Genomic DNA, 26,369 nt, shown 5'->3' on the forward strand with positions numbered 1-26,369 from the left:
TGACATTCTCCTCTTTAAATAGGTTGACTTCTCCTATCTGGCGTCATATAATAGAGTTTGTGTGAAATATGGCAGCCTTTTTGTTCGGCTTTTTTGTATCATTTTGTTCCTTCTATATGGAGGTGCATCTTGTAACTCCCTGCTGCTGGAGCGAGGATGCATGAAAACATAATGACGGAAAAGACAAAGAACAGACGGTTTTTATTTTTCACAAATAAAAACAATAAGGAGGAGTCACATTATGGCTCGCTATACAGGTCCAAGTTGGAAGATTTCCCGCCGTTTAGGCATTTCATTAAGCGGAACAGGTAAGGAACTTGAAAAACGCCCTTACGCTCCAGGCCCACATGGTCCAGGACAACGCAAAAAACTATCTGAATACGGTTTACAATTACAAGAGAAGCAAAAGCTTCGTCACATGTACGGTGTCAACGAACGTCAATTCCGTACACTATTTGACAGAGCTGCTAAACTTCCTGGTAAACAAGGTGAAAACTTCATGATCCTTCTTGAAACTCGCCTTGACAACCTAGTATACCGTCTTGGCCTTGCTCGTACGCGCCGCCAAGCTCGTCAGCTAGTAAACCATGGTCACATCCTTGTTGATGGAAGCCGTGTAGACATCCCATCTTTCTCTGTGAAACCAGGTCAAACGATTGCTCTTCGTGAGAAATCTCAAAACCTTGCAGTTGTGAAAGAATCAGTTGAAGTGAACAACTTCGTACCTGAATACCTTACTTTCGATGCTGAAAAGCTTGAAGGAACTTTCACTCGTCTTCCAGAGCGTTCTGAATTAGCGCCTGAAATCAGCGAACAACTAATCGTTGAGTTCTACTCTCGTTAATTTCATGACTCTCTCAGAGAGTGATCAAACAAACCCTAGAGACCTTGATTGTTCAAGGATTTCTAGGGTTTTTTGTTTGTATTCTATCATGTTCTAACACCTAACTAGATGAGAGTGGATGTATGACAGTGTTTAACAAAATCCTTTTTATGTTATAATACAAATAGATGTAGCGTAAATTAAAAGAAGCCAGGATGCTGTCACATCCCGGCAATGCACAAATGCTTGGCTCAAAGTGAGCTGGCTAGAAGGTACACAATAAATGGACCTACCCTACAAGTTGTCTAGGCTCAAAGGGTGGTCTATTTCTTTTTGTCTATATACGTCAACAAAGCAAGAATAAACATCCCAAATAAAAACATAAGGGACAACGCTTGAAAAGTTGACATAGGCTGCACCCCCTTTCAAGGGGATTTAGCCAAGACCACCTTTGAGTACGCCGTACATTTGTACGCTCTCTATTATACATGAAAACATTGGAAGTTATCTTCCATATTTAAAAACCTTTCTTTGCAGCATAACCACCTTCACGCTTCATTACGTGATTGTCATTCCCACATGCAACTATAGGAAAAAAATATCATTTAGCTGCCGTTTGTCTATTGGTACAATGATGATAGAGATTTTTTTCTAACGCACTAAGCTGGAGGAATTCCATGTTTTTTACCATAGTCATGATTTTCGTTCTCTTTTTCTTGTCTATTTTCGCCTATTCTCTTTTAAGAAAAAAGCAGGTCATAGATGCACCACCAAACCTACTGGCTACGATATCGTTCATATTACTGCTTTATTTTTCTCTCTGCCTCGTGATCGCTGTTCCAAGTGTCATGCTGTGCATCGGCGCTTTAGGGATAAACTATCTTTTTGGAGATTACATCACATATGATTCATTTTTTTCTTTCATCTCGTTCTCTTTACTGGTGAGTGGAATCGTGGTTTTTTGGTCACCTTTTCTTCTTTTCATAGGCAAAGGGCTGGCTTATTTACTCAAATTCCCTTCATGGCTGACTTTTGCTTTGGAGTGGATCAGTTCTTGGATCGTTTTACACCTCTCGATTAAGTATGTCCTTTACATAAAACTAGTAAATATCTCCATTTGGGAGCACGGCACACTCATTTTATCTTTTTTTGTCAGCTTCTTATTTATTGGAATTGATCTCATCTACTCAAGTATTGAACAACGAAAACAGCCGCTGGATGAACAAGCAAAAAGCTCCTAGAGATGATTCTAGGAGCTTTTGCTTGCCCAATTTGTGATCAGCTGCTCAGTTGTCAGGACAGTCGCAAATTCGTCATGCAGTGTTGCAAGTGAAAGGCGATGGATCGTTTCTGGATCATAGTATGTACCGGTTTGATCTGTTAAACCAAAGGCGGCTGTTGCATCTGACATGAGGTATGTATCAAAGCCTAGGTTTCCACTCATTCTTGTTGTTGTAGATACGCAGTGCGGTGTTGTGAGTCCAGCAATCACAACAGTGTCGATCTCGTTTGATCTTAGTTGTTCCTCTAAGTTTGTGCCTATAAAGCTGCTGTTGACTTTCTTTTGTATGACCGTTTCTTCATCTAGCGGTTTGGCGATCTCTTTGAAGGAGTGCCCTTCATTTGCTGGATAAAATAAGGAGTGCGGCTGATCCGATGTATGCTGAATATGAATGACTGTCCATCCTTTTTCTCTCCAAAACGTCAATAGACGACTGATATTCTTCTCTGCATCTAGGTTATTCCGTTCTCCCCATTTTTCGTGCTCGAATGCTTTCTGTACATCGACCATAATCAAAGCCTTTTGATGTTGTTGCACAAATACCCACCTCCGAAGATTCTCGTTCATTATATGTAGTGTAAGGAATGGCAGTTGATTTGTACATGTTTTTATTTGGCTATGTACGATGTTTTGTCTGTTTTTGCAGTAAAAAGACAAACCACACACTGGCTATTAAGTAATAGATACCAATGATGGATGTACAATTAGATATGACTTCTGCCCATTGCACTGATTTGACGATTGCCATCCAGATCATATAGATGATCAGAAATGAACATGGGAAATAGAGAAAGTAGCCTAAGAAAGCATATTTGAGTTTTTGCGTCATCTTTTATCCTCCTAAAAATCTTCTTCAACACCTAGCAGCTCCCATATAACCATGACATCAAAAAAGACAGCACAAATCGCTGTCTTTTTGATTTTTTAATTCGTATTCTGTCCTCCGCTATTCAATCCTTCTTTCACATAGCCTTTGACTTGGCTTGAGGTTAATAGACCGATATGTCCAACGCCGTGGATGAGGACGTTTCTTGCGCCAATTAAGCGAGAGAGGCTGTTGACGACGATGAGATCGGCTGAGCTATAGACGGATGTGTAAAGAATTTTTTGATTTGGATCGGTGCCTGGTAATGCTCTGAGTGATACGAGTCCGTTCGCTCCACCAAGTGTGACGACGTTTTCAATTTTATCTCCACCGTCTAGGTTTTTAATATAGTATAACGTGTTCGCACCGCCCATACTATGAGCCACAATATCTACTTTTTTGGCGCCCGTTTTGGCTAGTACATCTTTGACGAATCTAGAGAGCCTCGGGCCATTGTTCAGGTTATTACCTGTTTTGTCTATGAAATCGATTGCAAAAAGTTGGTTTTGATCCCATCCCTGTGATACCAAGTATCGTTTGATCGAAGCAAAGTTATAAGACGCACCACCCATGCCGTGTACCATTACAACCGGATTATGCTCAGCCGCATTGGCCTCTTTCGGCTGGATGAAGGCTATTGAACCTAGCACTAAGGCAAAGGCAACAAGAATTTGCAAACTCTTTTTCTTAAATCGAATCACTTTCATTCCCCCTTATTCATCTTATTCGACTCTATTTTATACAAGAAAAATATGTCAGAAAAGTGAACAAGGTAATGTTTATGAGATGATTTTACAGAAATATAAATAATCATAAAGCACCTTGGACTTTTTTAAATTAAAACAAAAAGACTACGAGCCCCTCTATCTTTCATATATAATGTGAATAGACAAAAGGAGGTTCTGCTAGATGCTGTTTACTCAAACACCTGCACTACCCTATTATGCGGTGATTTTCACATCAAAACGAACAAATGTCGAGCAGAAAGAATACGCCGTAGCTGCTCAAAAAATGGAAGAATTAGCGAAAGAACTAGACGGGTTTCTTGGAATAGAAAGTGTACGAGATGAACATGGTGTTGGAATCACTGTCTCTTACTGGGATTCATTAGCAGCCATCAAAGAATGGAAAGCACATACAGCACATCAGCGTGTTCAAAAAAAAGGAAAAAAAGATTGGTATGAATCCTATACAACCCGAATTTGTAAAGTAGAACATGCTTATACAAACGAAAATTCACTCCTTGAATAAGAAACAGACAAATGAGAGAAAACCGCTCTGTAAAAGTTTAATTCCTACTTGTGAATAAAAAAGAAAAGCACCTCAATATATATGAACATTTGAGGTGCTTTTCATGATACTTACTGTTTCATAAGGATTTATTTATACGTCACAAGGAAATATTTCTTTTTCCCTCTTCTTAAGACGGTAAATTGGTTTTCAATTCTATCTTCAGCTGAAAGGACGTAGTCTTTGTCGGTTTGTCTCTCTCCGTTGATGGAAACTGCGCCATTCGTGATATCTTCACGTGCTTGGCGTTTTGATGGAGACAGTTTTGATTCGACAAGAACATCAACCAGTGTTAATTCTTCTGCACTGTCTTTCTCCATTGATGGCACATCTTTAAAGCCTACTTTCACTTCTTCTGCTGTAAGAGATTTAATCTCACCTTTAAATAGCGCATTTGAGATGTTGACAGCCTGTTCTAGTGATTCACGGCCATGCACAAGTGTTGTGACTTCTTCTGCCAAACGGCGCTGTGCTTCACGCTTTTCAGGAGCTGTTTGCACTTTTTCTTCATACGATGCGATCTCTTCTTTTGATAGGAACGTAAAGTATTTTAAGTATTTCACGACATCACGGTCATCTGTGTTGATCCAGAATTGGTAGAATTCATATGGTGATGTTTTTTCTTTATCTAACCAAATGGCGCCGCCTTCTGTTTTCCCAAACTTCGTGCCGTCTGCTTTTGTCACAAGCGGCATTGTGAGACCGAATGCTTTTGCACCTTCTGCTTCAGACTTACGGATCAACTCAAGTCCAGATGTGATATTTCCCCACTGGTCACTTCCGCCGATTTGCAGCTTACAGTTTTCATTTCTGTAAAGGTTCAAGAAGTCTAACGATTGCAGAATCACGTAGCTGAATTCTGTGTACGAAATCCCTGTCTCAATCCGTGAGCTGACGATATCTTTTGCGAGCATGAAGTTGACGCCGAAGTTCTTTCCAATATCACGAAGGAACGTGATCACATTCATTTGACTGATCCAGTCATAGTTATTGACGATGACAGCTGGGTTGTCACCTGCTTCAAAATCAAGGAATTGAGAGAGCTGGCCTTTGATTTTCTCTGACCACTGTTCGACGATTTCTGCTGGGTTTAGTGAACGTTCTGCTTTTTTGAAACTTGGGTCACCAATCAATCCAGTTGCGCCGCCAACAAGTGCAATCGGATGATGGCCTGCTTCTTGGAATCTGCGCAATGTTAAAATTGGCAGTAAGTGACCAATGTGCAAGCTGTCAGCTGTTGGATCAAAGCCGGAGTATAGCTTGATTTTTTCTTCTGCTAATAATTTTGTTAAACCTTCTTCATCTGTTTGCTGCTGAATTAATCCTCTGAACGATAATTCTTCCATCAATTGACTCATATCCAAATCTCCTTTTTTTACAATTCAACATAAAAAACGCCCCTTCGAATGAACGAAGGGACGATATATATCGCGGTACCACCCTGCTTAAAAGACAAAACAACACGTCTTTTCACTTACACTGATAACGGACAGATCCGTTCTTTCACTAATCAGGCAACATGCATGCTCCTTTTCGTAAAAGCGGTTCGTGAGGGTAATTCGAATATCTCTTTGTACTGACTCGCACCAGCCGTCAGCTCTCTTGGACAGGGAAAGATGATTCTACTGAATCTCAGTCAAAACCTTTTCATATTCAACTAAAGTCATTTTTAACATACTTTTGATATCAAGTCAACTGACGGAAGCGATTAATCTTCCATTGTCGAGAGATCGCCAGCAGGTAAATTCAGTTCCCACGCTTTTAGCACACGTCTCATAATTTTACCGCTTCGTGTTTTTGGCAGTTTGTCTTTAAACTCAATTTCTCTCGGTGCTGCATGTGCAGCGAGTCCTTTTTTCACAAACGTGCGAATCTCTTCTTTCAGCTCATCTGTCGGTTCGTATCCGCTTCTAAGCGCTATAAATGCTTTAATAATTTCACCGCGCACAGGATCTGGTTTTCCGATGACACCAGCCTCTGCAATGGCCGGATGTTCCACCAGTTTACTTTCTACCTCAAATGGACCGACCCGCTCTCCTGACGTCATGATGACATCGTCGACACGTCCCTGGAACCAGAAGTATCCATCTTCATCCATATAAGCTGAATCTCCTGAAACATACCAATCTCCCGGCATAAAGTAAGATTCATATTTTTCAGGATTGTTCCAGATCGTATGCATCATAGATGGCCAGCCCTTTTTGATGGCAAGGTTCCCCATCCGGTATGGCGGAAGTTCATTTCCGGCATTATCTACAATCGCAGCTTCAACGCCTGGAATTGGTTTCCCCATCGAACCTGGTTTGATATCCATGCATGGATAGTTACAAATCAGTTGTGCACCTGTTTCTGTCATCCACCAAGTGTCATGAATTCGTTTACCAAATACAGCGTCTCCCCAGCGGATCACTTCTGGATTAAGTGGCTCTCCTACACTTAACACATGACGGAGTGAGCTGAGATCATATTTTTGAATGAGATCGTCTCCGGCTCCCATCAGCATTCTGAAGGCTGTCGGTGCACTGTACCAAACGGTCACACCAAGCGATTCGATGGTTTCGTACCACGTATCAGGATTGAACCTGCCGCCTAAAATGACATTCGTCGCTCCATTCAACCACGGAGAAAAAATACCGTAAACCGTCCCTGTTACCCAGCCTGGATCAGCTGTGCACCAGTAGACATCTTCTTCTTTCAAATCAAGTACCCATTTACCCGTCTGGCCTTGCTGCACCATTGCGCCATGAACATGGAGCACACCTTTTGGCGTACCAGTGGACCCTGACGTGTAATGAAGCAGGTATCCATCTTTTTCATCCATCCACTCGATTTCAAGTTCCTTCGCTGCCTGTTCAAATGCTTCTTCAAAGTGAATCGTCCGCACACCACCTGCATCCTCTTTTTCACCGCCGACAATGATGACGGATTCAAGCTTTGGAAGTTCTGCAAACGGAATCCGCTCAAGCAGATCAGGCGTTGTCACAATCACTTTTGCCTCACTATTTTCTAAACGATCTTTGACGGCACCTTCCATAAATGCCTCAAATAACGGACCGACGATCGCACCAATTTTGACAGCACCCAGCAGTAGAAAATAGAGCTCAGGTGATCTTGGCATAAAGATAAACACGCGATCCCCTTTTTGCACATGTGCCTGTTCTCTTAATAGATTTCCTGCTTTGTTTGTCTTGATTTTCATATCCCTGAACGTATACTTTTCATCCCGCTCTGAATCTTTGTAGTGAAGCGCCACCTTGTTTTTACGAAACGAGTCCGCATGTCTGTCAATCGCTTCATAAGCTGCATTTACTTTTCCTGTTTCATACCAAGAGAAATTTTTTCTCGCTTCCTCCCATGAAAATTCTTTGTATGCTTGCTCATAATCATTTAAATGATAGTCCCCTTTTACTGATGGTAGCGTTTCCACTTTCATCAAACAGTCCCCCTTTGCATACGTTTACAATGACCATTATAGTATAGATGACTTTTTTTCTCAATTTTTAAAAAACTTCTGATGAAACCGTTTTAATTATTGCAAGATTTAAGATAGAATAGAGACGACTCACTAGAATTTGAGGCGGTGGATACGTGGAGCATCCTAAAACTTATTATTCAAAAACCATTGAGCGAGAAACAGGTTCCATCCTGATTGAAGGACCGGTACCTGCATCAGAGCTTGCGAACTATACGTTTCATGAAGGACTAACGGCATTTCGCACGCCTGAGGAACAGAAACAAGCACTTGTTGAAATAGCAGATCTTCCTGAAGGACGTATTATCATTGCTAGGGTGGATGAGCTTGTCGTAGGCTATGTCACGTATTTGTACCCTGATCCGCTTGAACGCTGGTCAGAAGGCAACATGGACAATTTAATTGAGCTCGGTGCCATTGAAGTCGCTCCTCCATTCAGAGGCTGCTCACTTGGCAAGCATTTACTGGATGTGAGCATGATGGATGAGCAAATGGAGAATTACATTATCATTACAACTGAATATTACTGGCATTGGGATTTAAAGGGGACAAAGAAAAACGTGTGGGAGTACCGCAAAATGATGGAGAAAATGATGAACGCAGGCGGTCTTGTCTGGTTTGCAACAGACGAGCCAGAGATTAGCTCACATCCAGCCAATTGTTTAATGGCCAGAATTGGGAAACATGTGAGTCCTGATTCGATCGAGCGTTTCGATCGTCTTCGCTTCCATCAGCGCTTTATGTATTAACGTTCAATTCGTTTTTTTTTGGCAAAGGGGATTGGTAAACATGATGATTGAACAAATTATGGAGCGTGATGTGATCACGCTGCGCAAAACCGATACGATTGAAGAGGCCATTCAAAAAATGAGTGCACATCACATTCGGCATATTCCCATCGTATCTGAGCAGGGATCTGTCATTGGGATGGTGACAGATCGGGATATTAAAAATGCCAGTCCAAGTATTTTTGAAACAGAGAAAAGGCAGCTTTTTATTCAGCGGCCGGTTGAAGACATCATGGTGCTAGAGACGATTACCGCTCATCCGCTTGATTTCGTTGAGGAGATTTCAAGTGTCTTTTTTGAACACGGAATTGGCTGTCTTCCCGTTGTGAGACGTGGCAAGCTTGTAGGGATCATCACAAAAACAGATTTACTTCGTACATTTGTAAGACTAACAGGTGCAGATCAGCCTGGATCACATTTAGAGGTTGAAGTAGCGCAAGTGACAGAGGGTCTTGCAGACATTACGGCCATTTTAAAAGAACAGCATATCCAAATGCTGAGTGTACTCGTGTACCCACATGCCAATGAAGCCTCTAAAGTACTCGTCTTCCGCCTTCAAACGATGCATGCAGATCATGTGATGAAGCTGATTCGTGCAAAAGGTTATAAAGTGCTCTGGCCTATGGAGCAGACGATCAAATGAAGGAAGCGACCTTTGTTTTTTCACCATCTTTTCAAACGTACCAGTTTCACCAAGATCATCCCTTCAATCAGCTTCGCGTCTACTTAACTTATGATCTTCTTCAAAAAATGAAGGCATTAACGGATGATGAGATTGTCGCACCTCGTATGGCGACGCTGGAGGAATTAAAGCTCGTCCATACAACAGACTACATTCAAGCAGTACAGCGGGCAAGTGAAGGAAAACTGTCCACCGCAGAGGGGGAACGTTATGGTCTTGGCACTGAGGATACCCCGATGTTTGCAGGGATGCATGAGGCAGCTTCTCTCCTAGTTGGCGGGACATTAACAGCGGTTGATCAAGTGATGCTTGGGCATTCGCAGCATGCGCTCAATCTTGGCGGCGGGCTTCACCATGGATTTAAAGGGCGTGCTTCTGGCTTTTGTATTTATAATGACAGCTCTGTAGCCATTCAGTATATTCAAAAGACATATGGCGCTAGAATTTTATATATTGATACAGATGCTCATCATGGCGATGGTGTACAGTTTAGCTTCTATGATGATCCAGAGGTATGTACTGTTTCCATTCATGAAACAGGGCGCTATTTGTTCCCTGGAACTGGACAAGTACAGGAAAGGGGTCATGATAAAGGCTATGGCTATGCATATAATATCCCGCTTGACGCATTTACAGAAGACGAATCATTTTTAGAAGCCTATCGAACAGCAGTGACAGAGATTGCTGCTTTTTTTAAACCAGATGTCATTTTGACGCAAAATGGAGCAGATGCCCACTATTATGACCCTTTGACGCATTTATCTGCTACCATGAAAATATATGAGGAAATTCCTAGAATTGCCCATGAGCTGGCGCATCAATATTGTGATGGAAAATGGATCGCTGTGGGCGGAGGCGGCTATGATATTTGGCGTGTCGTCCCAAGAGCATGGAGCCGCATTTGGCTTGAGATGAAAGGCATTACACCACCAGATGCACTTCCTCAGGAATGGATTCGGGCATGGGAAAAACAATCGCCTGTTCCGCTTCCATCCACATGGCTAGATCCTGACGATTTATATCCACCGATTCCAAGAAGAGCAGAAATTACAGAAAAAAATGCACAAACGGTAGAAAAAGCACTCATGCCTGTTCGACGAGAAAAGAAAAAGGCATAAAAAAAAGCAGGCGTCCACTGATCAAGTGAGCCTGCTTTCTTTTTTATTTCGTCGATTGTCTTTCTTCGATTCTATGTGGCAATTCAACAATTTGATCTTCTACTTGTTCTTTGTTCATGAGCTTTGTCAAAAGTCTCATCGCAACAGCGCCAATATCGTAAGTCGGCTGAACAACTGTTGTCAATTGAGGGCGAACCATGAGGGATAGTCTTGTGTTATCAAAACCAATCACTTCTAAATCTTCAGGAATTGATACGCCTCTGTCCTGCGCTCCATGAATGACACCTAGCGCCATTTCGTCAGTAGCTGCAATCACAGCCGTCGGCTTGTCAGATTGATCAAGCAGATTAGCGAGCGCTTCAATACCAGAGTCATATGAGTAGTCTCCTTCAGCAACAAGCGCTTCGTCAAACACGATACCAGCTTCTTCAAGCGCACGCTTATAACCAGCAAGCTTTCTCATAGAGTTAATTGGTTCTGACATTGGTCCAGATACAAACGCAATTCGTTTATGTCCTTTTTCAACTAATAGCTGAACTGAATCATAAATGGCTTGTTCATAGTTAATGTTGACTGATGGTGTTTGTGCCTGCTCTTCAACAGATGCTGCAAGTACAATGGGTACAGGAGAGCGCTTAAATTCTTCCACATGCACATCTGTAATGTTTCCGCCCATAAAAACGATTCCATCTACTTGTTTGCCAAGCATTGTGTTTAACAAATGAAGTTCTTTATCAGTATTTTGGTCTGAGTTGCTCAAAATAATGTTGTACTTGTACATCGTCGCAATATCTTCAATTCCTCGTGCAAGCTCTGAATAGAAGATACTTGAAATATCAGGGATGATGACCCCAACTGTTGTGGTCTTTTTACTTGCAAGGCCTCGTGCGACTGCGTTTGGACGGTAGCCGAGACGATCAATTGCTTCAAGCACCTTTTTTCTTGTTGTTGGTTTTACGTTTGGATTACCATTAACAACGCGTGATACCGTTGCCATACTTACGTTTGCTTCTCTTGCTACATCATATATTGTAACATTATTCACATAAATCACTCCTTCAAATACACTTCATATCTATAGCATTCACCAATTGGATAGAGACATGTCAGATACGAGGAAAATAATATCCTATTTGTCATTAAAACGATGAAAAGAGACACATAATTTTTCAATCTACATCAAAATGACATTCTTTTATGAAATTATACACGTTTTTTCTTCATATGAAAACGTTCCCTTTCTTTTTATAACTAAATTAAACAAACTTTAATGAGCTTGTTACCTGTAAATTGAATCATATTTCACCAAAAATCGTCGTGAACGTCAGCTATGACAATGATCTTAGCAGATTCTATCGAATTTTAAAAATGAAAACATTGTGAACAAGCGTATTTTTAGCTTGCAATGTGCTCTCTTCCTTTCATTGCCAATCTTGATCGTATTTTTTCATGAAAAAACCGCCGGGCTGTCATCCGGCGGCTTTTCTATTTATGGTTACGCGTGAATGTTGACAAGTGGTCTTAACGCATCTAACCATTTTTCGAATTGTGGAATGTCCATTTGCTGCGCTGAATCAGATAGGGCAACAGATGGATCTGGATGCACTTCTGCCATCACACCGTCTGCTCCAATCGCAAGAGCTGCTTTAGCTGTTGGAAGAAGTAGATCTCTGCGTCCTGTTGAGTGTGTCACGTCAACAAAGACTGGTAAATGTGTCTCTTGTTTCAAGATTGGCACAGCCGAGATATCTAGTGTATTTCTTGTGGCTGTTTCGTATGTGCGGATGCCTCGCTCGCAAAGGATGATTTGGTCATTTCCTTGTGCGATGATGTATTCAGCTGCATTGATGAATTCTGAAATTGTTGCTGCTAAACCGCGTTTTAAAAGAACTGGTTTGTTCACTGATCCAGCTTCTTTTAAAAGCTCGAAGTTCTGCATGTTACGTGCTCCAATTTGGATGACATCGATATGCTCAATCGCTTCTTCAATATGAGCAGGATTCACGATTTCACTAATAACTGCAAGACCGTATTCATCTGCTACACGTTTTAGAATTTTTAGACCGTCTACGCCAAGTCCTTGGAAGTCGTATGGACTTGTGCGAGGCTTAAATGCGCCACCACGAAGAAGTTTTAGTCCCTGCTGTTTCGCTGCTGCCGCTACTTCTGCAACTTGCTCGTAGCTTTCAACGGCACATGGCCCAACGATGAAACGTTGTTTTCCGTCACCGATCGCTTCTCCATTGATATTTACAATTGTATTTTCAGGTTTTTTCTTACGAGAAACAAGAAGTGCTTTGCTGTGGTCATCTTCTTGAAGCTCTAAACCTGCTTTGAAAATTTCTTTGAAAATATGTTGAATCGTTGAATTTTCAAATGGGCCATCATTTTCTTCAAGAATTTGATTAAGCATTGTGCGCTCTCTGACAGGGTCATAACGGTTGACACCTTGCGCTTCTTTAGCCTTTCCAATTTCTTTTACAATGTTTCCTCTTTCATTGATCAGTTTTAAGATTTGAAGATTTAGTTCATCTGCTTGCTGTCTCAATTGTTCCAATTCATTGTTGCTCATTTTTGTCATCCTTTCCTCTGCCCGCTCTCGCTTTTTATTTTTGATCTCTTATAATAGGGTTTATTATAAACAAAGATTTCGGAATTGTCACGAAAAAATTCTTTATTACCCAAACGCTTTTAAGCGATAAAGTATTATGTGTAAGATTATAGCATACTTTTGATGCAAGTAAACCTTTTTTATAAAAAAAACGTCAGCAATCGCTGACGTTTCAGCGGGTAGACAAACCCTCGCATTCTTTGTCAGTCCTGCGCGCTGGTACTCACGAATGACAAATTCGCTCCGTGCCAGTGCTCGTCCTTCCTAGACTGCAAAGGTTTTCTATCACGCCGAAAAGAAGACAAAGGGCTAAAATAAAATTCATTTTAGCCCTTTGTCCACAATCTTGAACGTCAGCAATCGCTGACGTTTTTCTACATGTTATGTTCAAGCGCTTCTTTTGTAATGCTTGAGTGAGAAGCATGCCACTTTACTTTGCCACCGCTAAAGATGAGTGCCTGCGGGCTTTCGTGCTTGATCCCTGACTTTTCAGTCACATAGGATGAAAGTTCTCTTGTGTTTTGAATTTGCAAGAAATAAGCAGGAACATCCTCATGTTCTGACGCAAACGCTTCAAACTCTTGAAAAGCAGCTTGGCTGATTGGACATGTCAAACTGTGCTTAAAAAAGACAAAGGTTCCGTCTTGATTCGTTAGTTGATCAAACTGTTCTTCTGTTTCTATGAGTTGTTTAGACATGATGTGCTCCTTCCTAACTTAAGCAGCGAGTTAGCCTTTCGTAGATTGTTCTACTTTTTCTTTGACATCTTTGATGCCGTCTTCAATGTCTGCTTTTGCTTCTTGTGCTCTTACTTTTGCTTCATCTGCTACATCTGAAGCTTCATTTGCAATATTTGCTGCAGCATCTTCTGCTTCGCTTTTTACTTGTTTAGCTTTTCCAGCTGTACGATCTTTTATGTCTTTTACTTTGTCTAAAATCTGGTTTGACTGCTCTGCTACGAGCTGAGACAATTCAGATGTTTTGTCTTTCGCAATCGTCACATATTCAGTGCCTTTTTCCTTTGCATCTGTTGTGAGACGATCTGTTTTTTCTTTTAGGGCATTCGCTTGGGTGTTCAAATCATCGCGAAGCTCTTTCCCTGACTTTGGTGCTAAAAATAATGCCGTTGTTGCACCGATAATGCCACCGATAAGTGTTCCGATCAAAAAGTCTTTGCTATTGATTCCGTCTTTGCTCATGATTATTCCTCCTATGCGAAAATGGTTGTTTATTGTTGTTTACGCTGTTTCCATTTTTTATAGATTTCAAGTGCTGCGTTACTCCAGCTTACCACATCCGTGACTTTCTCTTGATTTCGTTCAACGGATGAAGAAACCGCACCAGCTGCCTGCTTTATGCTTGTATTAAATTGGTTGATCGAGCCACCAATTCCCTGCACCGCATCCACAACTGTGTTAAGTTTTGCCGATTTGTCTTGAATATCTTCAGCAAGCTGATTGGTCTTATGTAGCAACTGTGCTGTCTCTGTGGTGATGCCTTGCATCTGTCCTTCAAGACCTTCTAAAGTTGATGCGACATTCTTTAATGTCAGCTGTAAGGATTTCAATGTTTTGGACAAGTAGATGACAAGAATGAGGAAAGCGATTGCGATGAGTGCAACGCTTAAATAGAGAATAATAATCATCTGATACCTCCTTTGCTGCGGGCATATTCAATTCAATACCCTCTCGTTGTATCATTCAAACATCGCCTAGAATGACCGATTGAATAATAATTCTACACTTATTCGCCAATTCCTGTCCACAGCGAACGAAAAAAAGCGGCACATCTTGTCACATTTAGCCCCTTTGTCACATTTTATTCAAAATAAAAAAGCGCCGATTGAATCGGCACTTTTTGACAGACAATTATACTGCGACTTTCTCATAAGCACGAAGATACTTTTGAATATCTCCTGCTCCCATAAAGACCAAGATCGCATTTTCATGTGCTTTCAGCACAGATGTTTCTTCTTCTTCAATCAATTGGGCTTGCGGAATTTTTTCCCGCAAATCTTCAATGCTTAGTTTCCCAATGTTTTCACGAGCTGAGCCGAAAATATCACAGAGGTATACATAGTCTGCTTTTTTCAGACTGTCCGCAAATTCACTTAAAAATTGCTGTGTACGAGTGAAAGTGTGCGGCTGGAAGACTGCCACAATATCACGGTCTGGATACTTTTGGCGAGCTGCTTCGATCGTGACTTCAATTTCAGTCGGATGGTGCGCATAGTCGTCAATTAAGACTTGTTCACCGACTACTTTTTCATTAAAGCGTCGTTTCACACCGCCAAATGTCGTTAAAGCACCTTTGATGAGCTCTACATCAATGGCTTCATAGTGGCATAATGCAATGACCGCTAATGAGTTAAGGACATTGTGGTTTCCGTAAGCAGGAATGTAGAAGGTATCATAAAACGTATTACGTACAAATACATCAAATGTGGTGCCTTCTGTGTTTTTCACAACATTTCGTGCTTGGAAATCATTTTCTTCATTGAATCCGTAGTACACAACAGGTACTTTTGCTTGGATCTTGAGCAGATGCTCATCATCACCGCAAGCGATGATGGCTTTTTTCACTTGAAGTGCCATGTTTTGAAACGCATCAAACACGTCATCAATATCCGTGAAATAATCAGGGTGATCAAAATCAATATTGGTCATGATCGCATAGTCTGGATGGTAGCTGAGGAAATGTCTGCGGTATTCGCACGCTTCAAATACAAAATACTCGCTGTTTTCTTTCCCCATTCCAGATCCATCACCGATTAAGTAGGAAGTTGGTTTTGCCGCTTGCATCACATGTGCAAGCAGACCTGTTGTCGATGTTTTACCATGAGCACCAGTAATTGCAACGTTTGTGAATGAATCCATGTATTCTCCAAGAAATTTATGATAACGAATGACAGGAATCCCTTCAGAAAGAGCACGCTCAATCTCAGGGTGTGTATCTGGGAATGCATTTCCTGCAATCACCGTCATCCCTGGCTGAATATTATCTGGGTCAAATGGAAGAATTTTAATATTTCGTTCTTCTAATGCTTTTTGTGTAAAGATATGTTTTTCGATATCCGATCCTTGGACAGTATACCCAGTATCATGAAGAATTTGGGCCAGTGGACTCATACCTGTCCCTTTTATTCCAACAAAATGATAAACAGTCATAATTGTACCTCCAACAAACGTCTATCTGACTTACAGTATATGACGCTCATTTCAATTTGCAACTTGTGATTTTTGTCTCTAGCTGATCACAAATCGCAGCTCCAAATAAAGATTTTTTTCCGATCTTCCTATTCTAATCAATATTAACTATGATTAGTATCCGACAACTTTCCCATTTCTAACACCTGCTTTCGCTCATTTTCGTTAAAAAGCGTTCAGACAGGCATGCGAAAAGCGTCCAATTCAAAAATTGCACCTATGTGCTATCATACCATGTTTATCAAAAAAATGAAGTGGTTTGTTTAGATCAATTGTTCTAAATCACTCAGTGTCATGAGGACCTCTCTTGGCTTACTGCCTTTTGCACCAGAGATCATTCCTTCACGTTCCATCATATCAATCAATCTCGCTGCTCGATTGTAGCCAATTCTAAATCTTCTTTGCAAACTGGATGTACTTGCACTATTTTGCTCGATGGCGAATCGGCATGCGTCCATAAACAATTCATCTTCGTCTGTAATGGCAGAGCCTTGGAGCATCAATTCTTCCTGTTCAAATAGGAACACAGGCTTGCGCTGTTTTCTCACATGCGCTACCACTTCATCAATCTCTCGATCTGATACAAAGTTCCCTTGCAGCCTTGTCGGTTTGCCAGAGCCATTTTCTAAGAACAGCATGTCTCCTTTTCCGAGAAGCTTTTCAGCACCTGCCATATCAATAATGGTTCTTGAATCCACTTGGCTTGAAACAGAGAAAGCAATTCTTGTTGGGATGTTTGCTTTAATGAGGCCTGTAATGACATCAACAGAAGGTCTTTGCGTCGCAATGAGTAAGTGAATCCCGCATGCTCTAGCTTTTTGGGCAATTCGGCAAATGCTTTCTTCGACTTCATTTGGTGCGACCATCATTAAATCAGCCAACTCATCAATGACAACGACGAGATATGGTAGTTTTTCACCCATTTGTTTTTCTTTCACCAGTTCGTTAAATCGTTTGATTTCTCTCACACCAGAGTGTGCAAACAGTTCATAGCGTCTTTCCATTTCATCTACTACCCATTTCAAAGCAGCTGTTGCTGTCTTGGCATCAGTAATAACTGGGCTCACAAGATGCGGAATGTGATTATACGGCGCCAGTTCGACCATTTTAGGGTCGATTAACAGCATTTTCACTTCATCAGGTGAAGCTTTAAACATCAGGCTTACGAGAATGGTATTAATACAGACACTTTTTCCTGAACCTGTTGCTCCGGCAATTAAGCCGTGCGGCATTTTTTGCAAATCAACCACAACGGGCTGACCGGAAATATCCAATCCGAGCGCCGCCGTTAATGGAGATGGATTGTCTCTGAAGGCACTACTTCTGATCATTTCTCTTAAGAAAACCATTTTACTGTGAAGGTTCGGCACTTCGATTCCAATCGTGTTCTTCCCAGGAATCGGCGCTTCGATTCGAATATCTTTTGCAGACAAACTGAGTTTGATATCATCTGACAGGTTTGTAATTTTGTTCACTTTCACGCCTGGTTCAGGATGCACTTCAAATCTTGTAACAGAAGGACCTTGCGTCACATGAACAACACTTGCTCTGACATTGAAATTTTTCAGTGTGGCATTGAGCAGTTCTGCCCGTTCTTTCACCCATGTTCCGTCCTCTTCTTTTTGTGCTGGCGGAACGTCTAGAAGGGCTAAACTCGGAAATACATATCCTTGTGCATCTGCCGTTTTCTTCTGTCCTTGCACGCGCTGATCACTTTTTAACATCATGACGTTAAAAGGAACGGTGGAGGTTTGACCGCTTGAGCGCTTTGGCTGTGGAGAAGACGGTTTTGGTTCTTCACGTTTTATTTCAGGCGTTTCTTCAGGTGTTCCCTCAAGCTCTTCTGCCATATCCCCGGCGATCTCTGCTTGTCCAGAGTCAGCAAATTCATCTGATGCTTCTTCAACTGGCATGACTTCATCATCTGTTAATTTTTCTTCCGGCAGAGAATCATCATCTTGCGAATCTTGTATGATCACCGGTTCTTCTTGTTCAAATGCTGCCACTGACACGTCTGCTTGACTTTCTTCTATCCATGTAGCCTCTGTTATTTCCTCCGCAGCCTCTACTTCATTCTCTTCCAGCATCGCAGTTTCTTCTACTGGGCTTTCTATCTCCATGTCGAGTGCTGGTGATGCGCTTAAAGCTGTTTCAAATGTAAAGCTCTCTTTTTTCTCAGTATCATCTTCAAGCGGAATCATCGGCTCTTCTTGTTCAACGGTGACTGCCTGTTCTTGCTCCATCTCTAGAGGCTCGTTAGATGCTTCAGCTTGCTCCATATGTAAGGATGCTTCTCGATCGTCTTTGGTCTGTGACAAAGCTTGATCTTGATCCTCTGTCTCACTGAAAGGCTCGTCATATAAACGTTCCATCGTTGATTGAACGTGATCTTGATAAGCGAGTTCCTCTTGCAAAGTAAGCGGCGTCGTGACAGGTTGCTTCTCTGCTTGTTCTTCTGTTTGGGCTGACATCATGTCTTCCATACGTTGTTCTTTTCGTATAGACGGGATGTTCATTTGCTGTCTTACATTCCGTTCACGCTCTGCTTCTTCTGATAACAGTGTGACACGCTGTGACGTTTCTTCTGACGATTTCATTTTGACAGAAGATGTGTCTTCTTTGGCTGCTGCATGTTTAGGACGCATATCCTGGTGGTAGCCATAGATGGGTGAAGGAATTTGCTCTGGTTTAAAAGGCTTTTTATTGAGATCAGGCTGCACTGTTTGTTTTGGCTGATAGGTCGTCTGCTTTGCCTTTGGCTGACTTGGCCGCGTGCGCCTTCTTTCTTGTTGCTTTGCTGCCTCACGTGCAGGTTCATCTGGAACGAGAGGAAAGCGGAAATTGCCTTTTGGATATTCATAATACACTTTCGTATCTTCAACTTTTTTATATTCTTTATGCTGTTCAACAGCTGGCTGCTTTGGTGCAATCGGACCTGTTTCAGGCCTCTCAGCTTTTTCTTCTTTTTTTTCTTCTCCTAAAAATACACTAAAAAATTTATCTAACCAACTCATCATTTATCACTCACTTTAACTCCCCTTACGTTTTCTTGGGCGATTTTTAGTATACCATTGCTTTTTCATGCAGAAAAGCGAGAAAAGTGCTACGCTTTGCTGTTCATGCTGTCTGTAGATGAAAAAAAGTCACTAAGTACGTACTTAGTGACTTTTGGTATAACACATTCTTCGCTCATTTGTACCCGTTTATGGGAGGTTACGCTTCAAATGGTTCGCCAGCTTGGCGGCTTCCTTCTAGAACAAGGATTCCTTTTTCAGCAGGCGCATTCGGAAGATCTAATTCTTTTGCAGAACAAATCATTCCGCTTGAAGGAACACCTCTTAGTTCAGCATCTTTGATCACCAAACCGCTCGGCATCACAGCACCGACCTTTGCAACCACAACATATTGACCTTGATCAACGTTTGGTGCACCGCACACGATTTGTAAGGTTTCATCGCCAACATCTACTTGGCAAATGTTCAGTTTATCTGCATTCGGATGTTTTTCTTTTTCCTTCACATAACCGACCACAAACTTAGGTGATAGATCAACTGTTAATGTTTCACTGACACCGTTGCGGTTTAAAATTTCATTGATATCTTGAACAAGCGTTTCAGAAAGCGGTACAGATCCGTTTTCTTCAATTTTCATGTAAGTAGATGCATTGAAAATATTAAAACCTGTTGTTTCTTTTGTGTCTTGATTGAAGATTCTTACGACATCTCCAAACGTTTCATGACCTACTTCTTCTCTTGTTACATCTTTCAATGAAATAAGGAGTGTGTCGCCGACACCTTCTGCATTATAAAAAACGTTCATTCTTCAAAATTCCCTTCTACTGCTGTTTTGGTCTGCTTTTTGCAAGAATAAAGATCGGTTCAAGCTTGCCTTCGTCATATAAAAATGACAAGGCCGTAATCGGAACCGTGCCGCTGGCGAAGAAGCTCATCGACATTTGCCCTAAAATATCATAGCCTGATTCATTGCGTACATCTGCAATGATGAACACATCTTGATGGGGAACGGAAATGGCCATTTGCCCCTCTACTTTTTGCGCATATTCTTGTAAAATCGATTCATTTAAAATTCTGCTTGCATCGTACCCGTCGTTTGCACGGAAGAAATAAAAACGGTTGCCCGCCACTTCATCCATTTTCACCACAGTCTTTAGTGAACGGACGTTAAAACTTGCGGTTTCTCTGATTCGTTCTTTTGTCCAGTTTTCCTTTTGCAGCATCTTCTCGTCAATTAATCTGTAGGTGCTTCCAAGGTCAAGTGCATAGTAGATTCTTGTCTCTGCTGTATGCTCATCAAAAACGAGCGGAATCTCATCACTTGATGTTTCTGGAAAGGACGTTGAACGAATGACCGGATAAATGTGCTTTTCTTTGCCTGAGATGTGCTGCGCTTCACCTTTCATTGCGCTGAGCGCCTCTTTCACATAATAAACGATCTCATCCAGTGTTTCATCAGGCTTTACTTCCCACTTTGCAATAATCGGCGGGAGCTCAAGCGTGATGCCCTTTCCTGTATGTTTATCTTCCACACGAAGCGTATCTTTTTCCCTGTCAAACTGGTGGGTCCAGCTGTCGCTCGTCAGACGGCTTTTCAATTGATTGGCAAGCTGTCTTGATGTCATTTTCGCCATGATAAGACTCTCCTTTCGTTATTTAGAAAGAGAATCTGTTAAAAATGCTTCAATCTCTTCCTTTGTCTTACGATCTTTGCTGACAAAACGGTTGATCTCTTGTCCGTTTTTAAAGACTAAAAAGCTTGGAATTCCGTAAATTTCCCACTCTGCACAAGTGTCGATGAACTGATCTCTATCCACATAGAAGTATTCAAATTCTGGATAGTTTGCTTCAAGCTCTGGCAAAAACGGCTCAATAAATGTGCAGTCCGGGCACCAGTCAGCTGAAAATAGTAATACGGTTAAGTCTTCTTGAATCACTTTTTGTAATTCTTCGTTTGATTCAATTTTTTTCATGTTTGATTCCTCCAGTTTGTATACTTAAATCTCCGAATTGTATATAGCCTTTCTTTCTCATCCATTCTGATACTACCAAACTAATCACTGCCGGGCCAACGATATGCAAGAGAGCAATTGCAAGGAAAACGGAAGGATGAAATCCCATGACTGTGAGTGTCATGAGCTGGCCGACAAGTCCGCTCGTTCCCATACCCGCTCCTGCCGCATTATTGACCATCCCAAAGCCAATGATACCAATTGGCGCAAGAATCAGTCCTGCAATCGTCGGCGGAATGAGAATGAGCGGATTTTTCACAATGTTCGGCAGCTGTAGTTTTGATGTTCCAATGCCTACCGCAGCAAGACCGCCAAAACGATTTTCCCTAAATCCTGCAGCAGCAAAGCCGACCATCTGCGCGCAGCAGCCAATCGTCGCCGCACCAGCAGCAAGACCGCTTAAATCAAGCATCAGCGCAAGCGCAGCACTTGAAATCGGTGAGCTAAGAGCAAGTCCAACAATGGTTGCAACCAGCATGCCCATGATGAGTGGACTTTGGTCAGTCCCCCATACGATCAGCCTGCCGAGCCCTGTCATCACCGCCTGAATCCCAGGGCCGATGAAAGCAGCGGTGAGAAAACCTGTGATAATGGTCACAAGCGGCGTTAAAATAATATCAATTCTTGTCTCACCACTGATGAGTTTGCCTAATTCCACACCAATAAGAGCAGCCACGAAGCTTCCAGCAGGTCCCCCAAGCTCTGCTCCGGCGGCACCTGAAACAACACTTGCGAAAATAATTAAAGGAGAAGCGTTTAAGCGATAAGCAACCGCTACGCCAATTGCTGGTCCCATCAGCCCCATTGCGAGCGTTCCCATTTCCACGATGAGAGGAAATGATAACAGGCCGCCTGCTGTTTTTAAAATCAGCCCTACCACTAATGTAGCAAATAGACCTAAAGCCATATAAGAGAGTGCATCAATAAAATAGACCTTTGGCGAAAGGGAAATACCCTTTCTTTTTAAATAAGTCATCAACGTCGTCTTCCTGCTTTCTCATAGGAAAGACGAGGAGGCCTGTCCTTCCCATTATATGTAGTCTTCTTACGATGAAAAATAGTCTCTACCATGAATATCATAATCATATTTTTTTTGCTTTATCAAGCACTTCTTGTGTAACATGAAAAGAAACAGGGCAAACCTTTACTAAGTTTGTGCACAAGGAGGAGATTGTTATGCAATTAACGGTTTATTTAGCTGGAGAAATTCATAGCCAGTGGCGCGATGAAATTAAGGAAAAAAGCCAGTCTTTGAAACTACCAGTGACGTTTGTTGGTCCAATGGAGAATCATGACCGATCAGATAACATCGGAGAAGATATTTTAGGCGGGCAGCCAAATGCCATCTTGAAAGACGATGCGGCTTCTGATTTGAACAATTTCCGCACCGAACTATTATTAAATAAGGCAGACGTCGTCATCGCCCGCTTTGGTGAGAAATATAAACAGTGGAACACGGCAATGGATGCTTCTTCTGCCATTGCCAAAGGAAAACCCCTTATTTTGATTCGTCCTAAAGAATTACATCATCCCCTAAAGGAACTATCAAACAAAGCAAATATCACTGTCGAAACAGTGAATCAAGCAATTAAGGCGTTGTCATACGTGTTTGAACAAGAATAAGAAAAAGGGCTAAAATGAACTTGATTTTAGCCCTTTTTCTTATTTTCAGCGTGATAGAAAACCTTTGCAGCCCTAGGAAGGTCGAGTACCGGCGCGGAGCGAATTTGACATTCGTGAGCACCGGCACGCAGGACTGACAAAGAATGCGAGGGTTTGTCTACACGCTGAAGGCTGTGCTCTTAAAAGAGGCAGCCTTTTTCTTATCGTTTACACTTGTTGATAAATCGAATCCACCGTGCTTTGATCACAATTTTTCACAAGACGAACAATTAATTCTTTTGCCGCTGCATAATCATCCACATGCAAGACAGAGTGACTTGTATGAATGTAACGCGCACATACACCAATAACAGCAGACGGTACACCTTGATTTGAGATATGGACACGTCCAGCATCCGTACCGCCTGGCGATACGAAATATTGATATGGAATATTGTTTGTTTCGGCTGTATCGAGAACAAATTCTCTCATGCCTCGATGCGTAATCATCGTGCGATCATAAATACGAAGAAGTGCACCTTTTCCAAGCTGGCCAAATTGTGATTTGTCTCCCGTCACATCATTTGCGGGACTCGCATCTAGAGCAAAGAACAGATCAGGCTGAATCATATTCGCAGCTACCTCAGCCCCTCTGAGCCCTACTTCCTCTTGTACGGTGGCGCCTGAATACAATTGACATGAAAGGGTTTCGTCTTTTAATTCTTTTAATAATTCAATGGCAAGTCCGCATCCATAGCGGTTATCCCAAGCTTTGGCTAAAATCTTTTTCGGATTGGCCATTGGGGTAAAGACCGTTGCAGGAACGATTTGCTGCCCTGGGCGAACGCCAAGCTCTTTCGCTTCTTCTTCACTGTCTGCACCAATATCAATAAGCATATCTGACGGTTTTACTGATTTGCTTTTTTGTTCTGGTGTCAGAAGGTGAGGAGGTGTGCTCGATATAACGCCCGGAATTGGCCCGTGATCCGTATGAACATCCACACGCTGCGCAAGCATCACTTGACTCCACCAGGCACCAAGTGTTTGAAAACGAATCATTCCGTTTTTCGTAATGGATGACACCATAAAACCGACTTCATCCATATGACCAGCCACCATAATCTTCGGCGCGTTCTCTGGGCCTTTGCGGACACCAAACACTCCACCAAGACGATCCTGTATGAGTTCATCGGAATATTTCTCAAGTTCCTTTTTCATAAAAGCACGCACATGGTGCTCATTACCTGAAGTCCCTTGTAGTTCTGTTAAATTTCGGAAAAGCGACATTGTTTCTTCGTTCATTTGACAGTTACCCTCATTTCTATGTAATGACCATATAAATTCCTATAAAAATAACACTCACTTTATACTATAAGAATTCTTTCGGTTTTCCAAGTATCTCTCCAGAAATTTTGAATATGCTTTCAAGTATTCGGATTTCTTAACATCGCTGGACAAGTTTTGTATAATGGAAAAAACAGCAATACGGAGGTGCAGCACGTTGAAGTTAAAACATGTTCTGATTGGTGCGAGTATTGGCGTAGCCGCTGCAATTGTTGCAAAGAAAGTCTTTTTCCCGACGTATATCTCGTCTGAAAAAGCGTTAAAAATTGTGAAATCCGCTTTTAAACAGCGCGGCCCGATTGATGGCTCTTGGATTTATACTGTACCAGAACCGTATACCGTAAATGGTGAAACGATTGATGTGTACAAATCTGGCATTACACGCTCCGCCTTTGGCGAGCTGGAACAGTATGAAGTCATGATTGATGCAAAAACAGGCATGATCGTTGATGTCATTGATTCTGTTGCTTAATAAGAAAGCTTCGCAAAGACAAGTCCTTGCGAAGCTTTTTTTAGATGGCTTTGATTTTTTTGTATACAGGGTGCCACATGGCGTCTTGCACAGCCTGAATGAGGTCATCAGGGGTTTCTTCCGCAATTCCTTCGTCAATCGCTGCTTGTGCCACACGGACAGCCACTGTCGCTGAAACCGTTCTGAGCTGATCAACACTTGGAAGCATCGCAGCACCCGGTTTTCCGACATTGACCATGCTCGCAATCGCTTCAGCACTCGCAACAAACATGCTGTCTGTCATGAGACGGGCTTTACACACAATCGTTCCAAGACCAAGCCCTGGAAACACAAGAGCATTATTTGCCTGCCCAATTTCATATGTCACACCGCCATATTCAACTGGATCAAACGGGCTTCCCGTTGTGACAAGCGCACGTCCTTTTGTCCACTCAATGAGATCTTCCGGCTTTGCCTCTGAAAGAGGTGTCGGGTTTGACATCGGTAAAATCGCTGGCCGCTCTACATGTGACGCCATTTCTTTCACTATTTCCTCTGTAAATGCCCCACCTACAGTTGAGGTACCAATTAAGATCGTAGGTTTCGCCTGCTTCACGACCTCTAACAAATCAATTGAATGCTTTGGACCATTACGTGCATAATCCTTCACTTCATCAGAACGTCTTGCATACGGCTTTTGGAATGGCTGAATGTCGGGTGAATCATCTGTGAGCAATCCCGTTTTATCAATACACCAGAAATGATCATATGATTCCTCTTCTTTGACACCATCTCTCACGATGGCATCACGAATTTGCTCGGCTATACCAATCCCTGCTGTACCTGCTCCAAAGATCACGATTCGGTGATCTTTCAGCGGAACCTTCGATGCTTTTGCACAAGCCAGAACGGCAGCAAGTGAAACGGCTCCAGTTCCTTGAATATCATCATTAAATGTACAAATACGGTCCTTATATTTTTCCAAAATGGCGCGCGCATTTTTTGTACCGAAGTCTTCCCAGTGAAGAAGTGCATTTGGAAAAGTCGCACGGGCAAGCTCAACATATTGATCAATAAATTGATCATAGCGCTCTCCTCGAACGCGGGAGTGCTGATTTCCCACATAAAGCGGATCATTTAAAAGGCTTTCTTGGTTGGTTCCAGCATCAAGCACCACTGCCAGTACACGGCTAGGATCAATACCTGCTGCGGCTGTATAAACAGCCAGTTTTCCGACTGAAATCGCGATTCCACCAACACCCCAGTCACCGATGCCTAAAATTCCTTCTGCATCTGTTGCGACAATGAGATCAATTGATTCATCCACTCCGTAAGATGCAAAAATTTCTTCCATTCCTTCTAGGTCATCAATGGATAAATAAATTCCTCTTGGCTTTCTATACTCGTGGCTGTAACGCTGAATCGCTGTTCCTACGGTCGGTGTGTAAACAATCGGCAGCATTTCTGCCAAATGCTCATTTAATAATTTATAAAAGAGCACTTCATTTCTGTCATGAAGCGCAGTTAAATAGACATTTTTCCCAAGTGCGTCTGGCTGTGCTTTGAACTGTTCATATGCACGCTTTGCTTGATCTTCTAGTGTTAACACCTTCGGCGGCAGAAATCCCTTTAACCCAAGCTCTTCCCGCTCTTCCTTTGTAAATGCGACCCCTTTGTTTAAATAAGGGACAGACATGACTTCCATCCCTCTTAACGGTGTCTCGATGACATCACCATGTACACGATAAAATTGATTCACCTGCACTCTTCCTTTCACAAGTTCATTTTGTCGTTATTTTGTGTGAAAGG

At 42.0% G+C, this 26,369-nt stretch carries 27 protein-coding genes and 1 other annotated feature; of the genes, 8 read left to right on the top strand and 19 right to left on the bottom strand.

The window, feature by feature from the left end; genetic code table 11:
• Positions 1-241 precede the first annotated feature (241 nt).
• The gene (gene rpsD / locus NSQ52_RS13920) at positions 242-844 is read left to right on the top strand and encodes a 30S ribosomal protein S4 (protein ID WP_007501777.1); all 603 of its coding nucleotides are present in this window, start codon (positions 242-244) and stop codon (positions 842-844) included.
• A gap of 302 nt (positions 845-1,146) precedes the next feature.
• Here the strand turns inward: rpsD and NSQ52_RS13925 are convergent, their stop codons facing one another.
• A complete protein-coding gene (locus tag NSQ52_RS13925; RefSeq protein WP_017358303.1) occupies positions 1,147-1,233 on the bottom strand; it encodes a putative holin-like toxin in 87 nt (28 codons plus the stop codon).
• 267 nt (positions 1,234-1,500) lie between these two features.
• Between NSQ52_RS13925 and NSQ52_RS13930 the strand changes: the two genes are divergently transcribed.
• Positions 1,501-2,064 (top strand): hypothetical protein, encoded by a 564-nt coding sequence (locus NSQ52_RS13930; RefSeq protein ID WP_178930459.1) that lies wholly within the window; start codon positions 1,501-1,503, stop codon positions 2,062-2,064.
• 8 nt (positions 2,065-2,072) lie between these two features.
• On the opposite strand, the gene NSQ52_RS13935 is transcribed toward NSQ52_RS13930, so the two are convergent.
• From NSQ52_RS13935 to NSQ52_RS13945, 3 genes are all read right to left on the bottom strand, one after another.
• Positions 2,073-2,672 carry a cysteine hydrolase family protein gene (locus tag NSQ52_RS13935; RefSeq protein ID WP_178930460.1) on the bottom strand — a complete coding sequence of 200 codons (600 nt, stop codon included), beginning with the start codon at positions 2,670-2,672 and terminating at the stop codon, positions 2,073-2,075.
• Positions 2,673-2,721: 49 nt separating this feature from the next.
• The gene (locus NSQ52_RS13940) at positions 2,722-2,934 is read right to left on the bottom strand and encodes a hypothetical protein (RefSeq protein ID WP_039170275.1); all 213 of its coding nucleotides are present in this window, start codon (positions 2,932-2,934) and stop codon (positions 2,722-2,724) included.
• Positions 2,935-3,029: 95 nt separating this feature from the next.
• Positions 3,030-3,677: a triacylglycerol lipase gene (locus tag NSQ52_RS13945; RefSeq protein ID WP_342473476.1), complete on the bottom strand. Its 648-nt coding sequence runs from the start codon at positions 3,675-3,677 to the stop codon at positions 3,030-3,032.
• Positions 3,678-3,879: 202 nt separating this feature from the next.
• Between NSQ52_RS13945 and NSQ52_RS13950 the strand changes: the two genes are divergently transcribed.
• Positions 3,880-4,221, top strand: a complete 342-nt coding sequence (locus NSQ52_RS13950) for an antibiotic biosynthesis monooxygenase (protein WP_135009407.1) — start codon at positions 3,880-3,882, stop codon at positions 4,219-4,221.
• A 128-nt stretch (positions 4,222-4,349) separates the two neighbouring features.
• Here NSQ52_RS13950 and tyrS read toward each other — a convergent pair whose 3' ends face one another.
• Together tyrS and acsA are read right to left on the bottom strand one after the other, a co-directional pair.
• Entirely contained in the window at positions 4,350-5,618 is a 1,269-nt protein-coding gene (gene tyrS, locus NSQ52_RS13955; RefSeq protein ID WP_135009408.1) for a tyrosine--tRNA ligase, read from the bottom strand.
• A 53-nt stretch (positions 5,619-5,671) separates the two neighbouring features.
• Positions 5,672-5,909, bottom strand: a binding site (T-box leader).
• Positions 5,910-5,968: 59 nt separating this feature from the next.
• Complete coding sequence (gene acsA, locus NSQ52_RS13960; protein WP_144680003.1) at positions 5,969-7,693, bottom strand: acetate--CoA ligase; 1,725 nt, start codon at positions 7,691-7,693, stop codon at positions 5,969-5,971.
• A gap of 155 nt (positions 7,694-7,848) precedes the next feature.
• Here acsA and NSQ52_RS13965 point away from each other — a divergent pair, with 155 nt between their 5' ends.
• Genes NSQ52_RS13965 through NSQ52_RS13975 form a run of 3 tightly spaced genes read left to right on the top strand, consistent with a single transcriptional unit; the run spans position 7,849 to position 10,320 of the window.
• Positions 7,849-8,481, top strand: coding sequence for a GNAT family N-acetyltransferase (locus tag NSQ52_RS13965; protein WP_159159892.1), 633 nt, complete (start codon positions 7,849-7,851; stop codon positions 8,479-8,481).
• A 40-nt stretch (positions 8,482-8,521) separates the two neighbouring features.
• Positions 8,522-9,163, top strand: coding sequence for a CBS and ACT domain-containing protein (locus NSQ52_RS13970; protein ID WP_041092583.1), 642 nt, complete (start codon positions 8,522-8,524; stop codon positions 9,161-9,163).
• A complete protein-coding gene (locus tag NSQ52_RS13975; RefSeq protein WP_045034170.1) occupies positions 9,160-10,320 on the top strand; it encodes an acetoin utilization protein AcuC in 1,161 nt (386 codons plus the stop codon). Before NSQ52_RS13970 ends, NSQ52_RS13975 begins: the two co-directional genes overlap by 4 nt.
• A gap of 43 nt (positions 10,321-10,363) precedes the next feature.
• Here NSQ52_RS13975 and ccpA read toward each other — a convergent pair whose 3' ends face one another.
• The 11 genes from ccpA to NSQ52_RS14030 all read right to left on the bottom strand — a co-directional run bounded on the left by ccpA (position 10,364) and on the right by NSQ52_RS14030 (position 22,139).
• Positions 10,364-11,365, bottom strand: coding sequence for a catabolite control protein A (gene ccpA, locus NSQ52_RS13980; RefSeq protein ID WP_035702055.1), 1,002 nt, complete (start codon positions 11,363-11,365; stop codon positions 10,364-10,366).
• Positions 11,366-11,815: 450 nt separating this feature from the next.
• Complete coding sequence (locus tag NSQ52_RS13985; protein ID WP_017358315.1) at positions 11,816-12,892, bottom strand: bifunctional 3-deoxy-7-phosphoheptulonate synthase/chorismate mutase; 1,077 nt, start codon at positions 12,890-12,892, stop codon at positions 11,816-11,818.
• Positions 12,893-13,305: 413 nt separating this feature from the next.
• A complete protein-coding gene (gene ytxJ / locus NSQ52_RS13990) occupies positions 13,306-13,629 on the bottom strand; it encodes a bacillithiol system redox-active protein YtxJ (protein ID WP_007501805.1) in 324 nt (107 codons plus the stop codon).
• A gap of 30 nt (positions 13,630-13,659) precedes the next feature.
• Positions 13,660-14,130: a YtxH domain-containing protein gene (locus tag NSQ52_RS13995; protein WP_007501807.1), complete on the bottom strand. Its 471-nt coding sequence runs from the start codon at positions 14,128-14,130 to the stop codon at positions 13,660-13,662.
• 29 nt (positions 14,131-14,159) lie between these two features.
• Entirely contained in the window at positions 14,160-14,576 is a 417-nt protein-coding gene (locus tag NSQ52_RS14000; protein ID WP_017367864.1) for a DUF948 domain-containing protein, read from the bottom strand.
• 223 nt (positions 14,577-14,799) lie between these two features.
• On the bottom strand, positions 14,800-16,098 hold the full coding sequence (gene murC / locus NSQ52_RS14005; RefSeq protein WP_008343047.1) for a UDP-N-acetylmuramate--L-alanine ligase: 1,299 nt from the start codon (positions 16,096-16,098) through the stop codon (positions 14,800-14,802).
• Between the two features lie 302 nt (positions 16,099-16,400).
• Positions 16,401-19,154: a DNA translocase FtsK gene (locus NSQ52_RS14010; RefSeq protein ID WP_326377491.1), complete on the bottom strand. Its 2,754-nt coding sequence runs from the start codon at positions 19,152-19,154 to the stop codon at positions 16,401-16,403.
• Positions 19,155-19,350: 196 nt separating this feature from the next.
• Complete coding sequence (ytpR, locus tag NSQ52_RS14015) at positions 19,351-19,956, bottom strand: YtpR family tRNA-binding protein (RefSeq protein ID WP_007501813.1); 606 nt, start codon at positions 19,954-19,956, stop codon at positions 19,351-19,353.
• Between the two features lie 16 nt (positions 19,957-19,972).
• Positions 19,973-20,785 carry a DUF1444 domain-containing protein gene (locus NSQ52_RS14020; RefSeq protein WP_268360681.1) on the bottom strand — a complete coding sequence of 271 codons (813 nt, stop codon included), beginning with the start codon at positions 20,783-20,785 and terminating at the stop codon, positions 19,973-19,975.
• Positions 20,786-20,803: 18 nt separating this feature from the next.
• Entirely contained in the window at positions 20,804-21,124 is a 321-nt protein-coding gene (locus NSQ52_RS14025) for a thioredoxin family protein (protein ID WP_003217665.1), read from the bottom strand.
• Positions 21,111-22,139 (bottom strand): PTS sugar transporter subunit IIC, encoded by a 1,029-nt coding sequence (locus tag NSQ52_RS14030; RefSeq protein ID WP_019743715.1) that lies wholly within the window; start codon positions 22,137-22,139, stop codon positions 21,111-21,113. Before NSQ52_RS14030 ends, NSQ52_RS14025 begins: the two co-directional genes overlap by 14 nt.
• A 200-nt stretch (positions 22,140-22,339) precedes the next feature.
• Between NSQ52_RS14030 and NSQ52_RS14035 the strand changes: the two genes are divergently transcribed.
• Positions 22,340-22,786 (top strand): YtoQ family protein, encoded by a 447-nt coding sequence (locus NSQ52_RS14035; RefSeq protein ID WP_007501817.1) that lies wholly within the window; start codon positions 22,340-22,342, stop codon positions 22,784-22,786.
• A 207-nt stretch (positions 22,787-22,993) separates the two neighbouring features.
• On the opposite strand, the gene NSQ52_RS14040 is transcribed toward NSQ52_RS14035, so the two are convergent.
• Complete coding sequence (locus NSQ52_RS14040) at positions 22,994-24,067, bottom strand: M42 family metallopeptidase (protein ID WP_342473479.1); 1,074 nt, start codon at positions 24,065-24,067, stop codon at positions 22,994-22,996.
• A gap of 199 nt (positions 24,068-24,266) precedes the next feature.
• On the opposite strand from NSQ52_RS14040, the gene NSQ52_RS14045 reads away from it, so the two are divergent.
• Entirely contained in the window at positions 24,267-24,581 is a 315-nt protein-coding gene (locus NSQ52_RS14045; protein ID WP_003217759.1) for a PepSY domain-containing protein, read from the top strand.
• Positions 24,582-24,621: 40 nt separating this feature from the next.
• Here the strand turns inward: NSQ52_RS14045 and NSQ52_RS14050 are convergent, their stop codons facing one another.
• Positions 24,622-26,319 carry an NAD-dependent malic enzyme gene (locus NSQ52_RS14050; protein WP_342473480.1) on the bottom strand — a complete coding sequence of 566 codons (1,698 nt, stop codon included), beginning with the start codon at positions 26,317-26,319 and terminating at the stop codon, positions 24,622-24,624.
• Positions 26,320-26,369: the final 50 nt, after the last annotated feature.

Source organism: Bacillus sp. FSL W8-1141, from assembly GCF_038593205.1.
Classification (GTDB): domain Bacteria; phylum Bacillota; class Bacilli; order Bacillales; family Bacillaceae; genus Bacillus; species Bacillus altitudinis.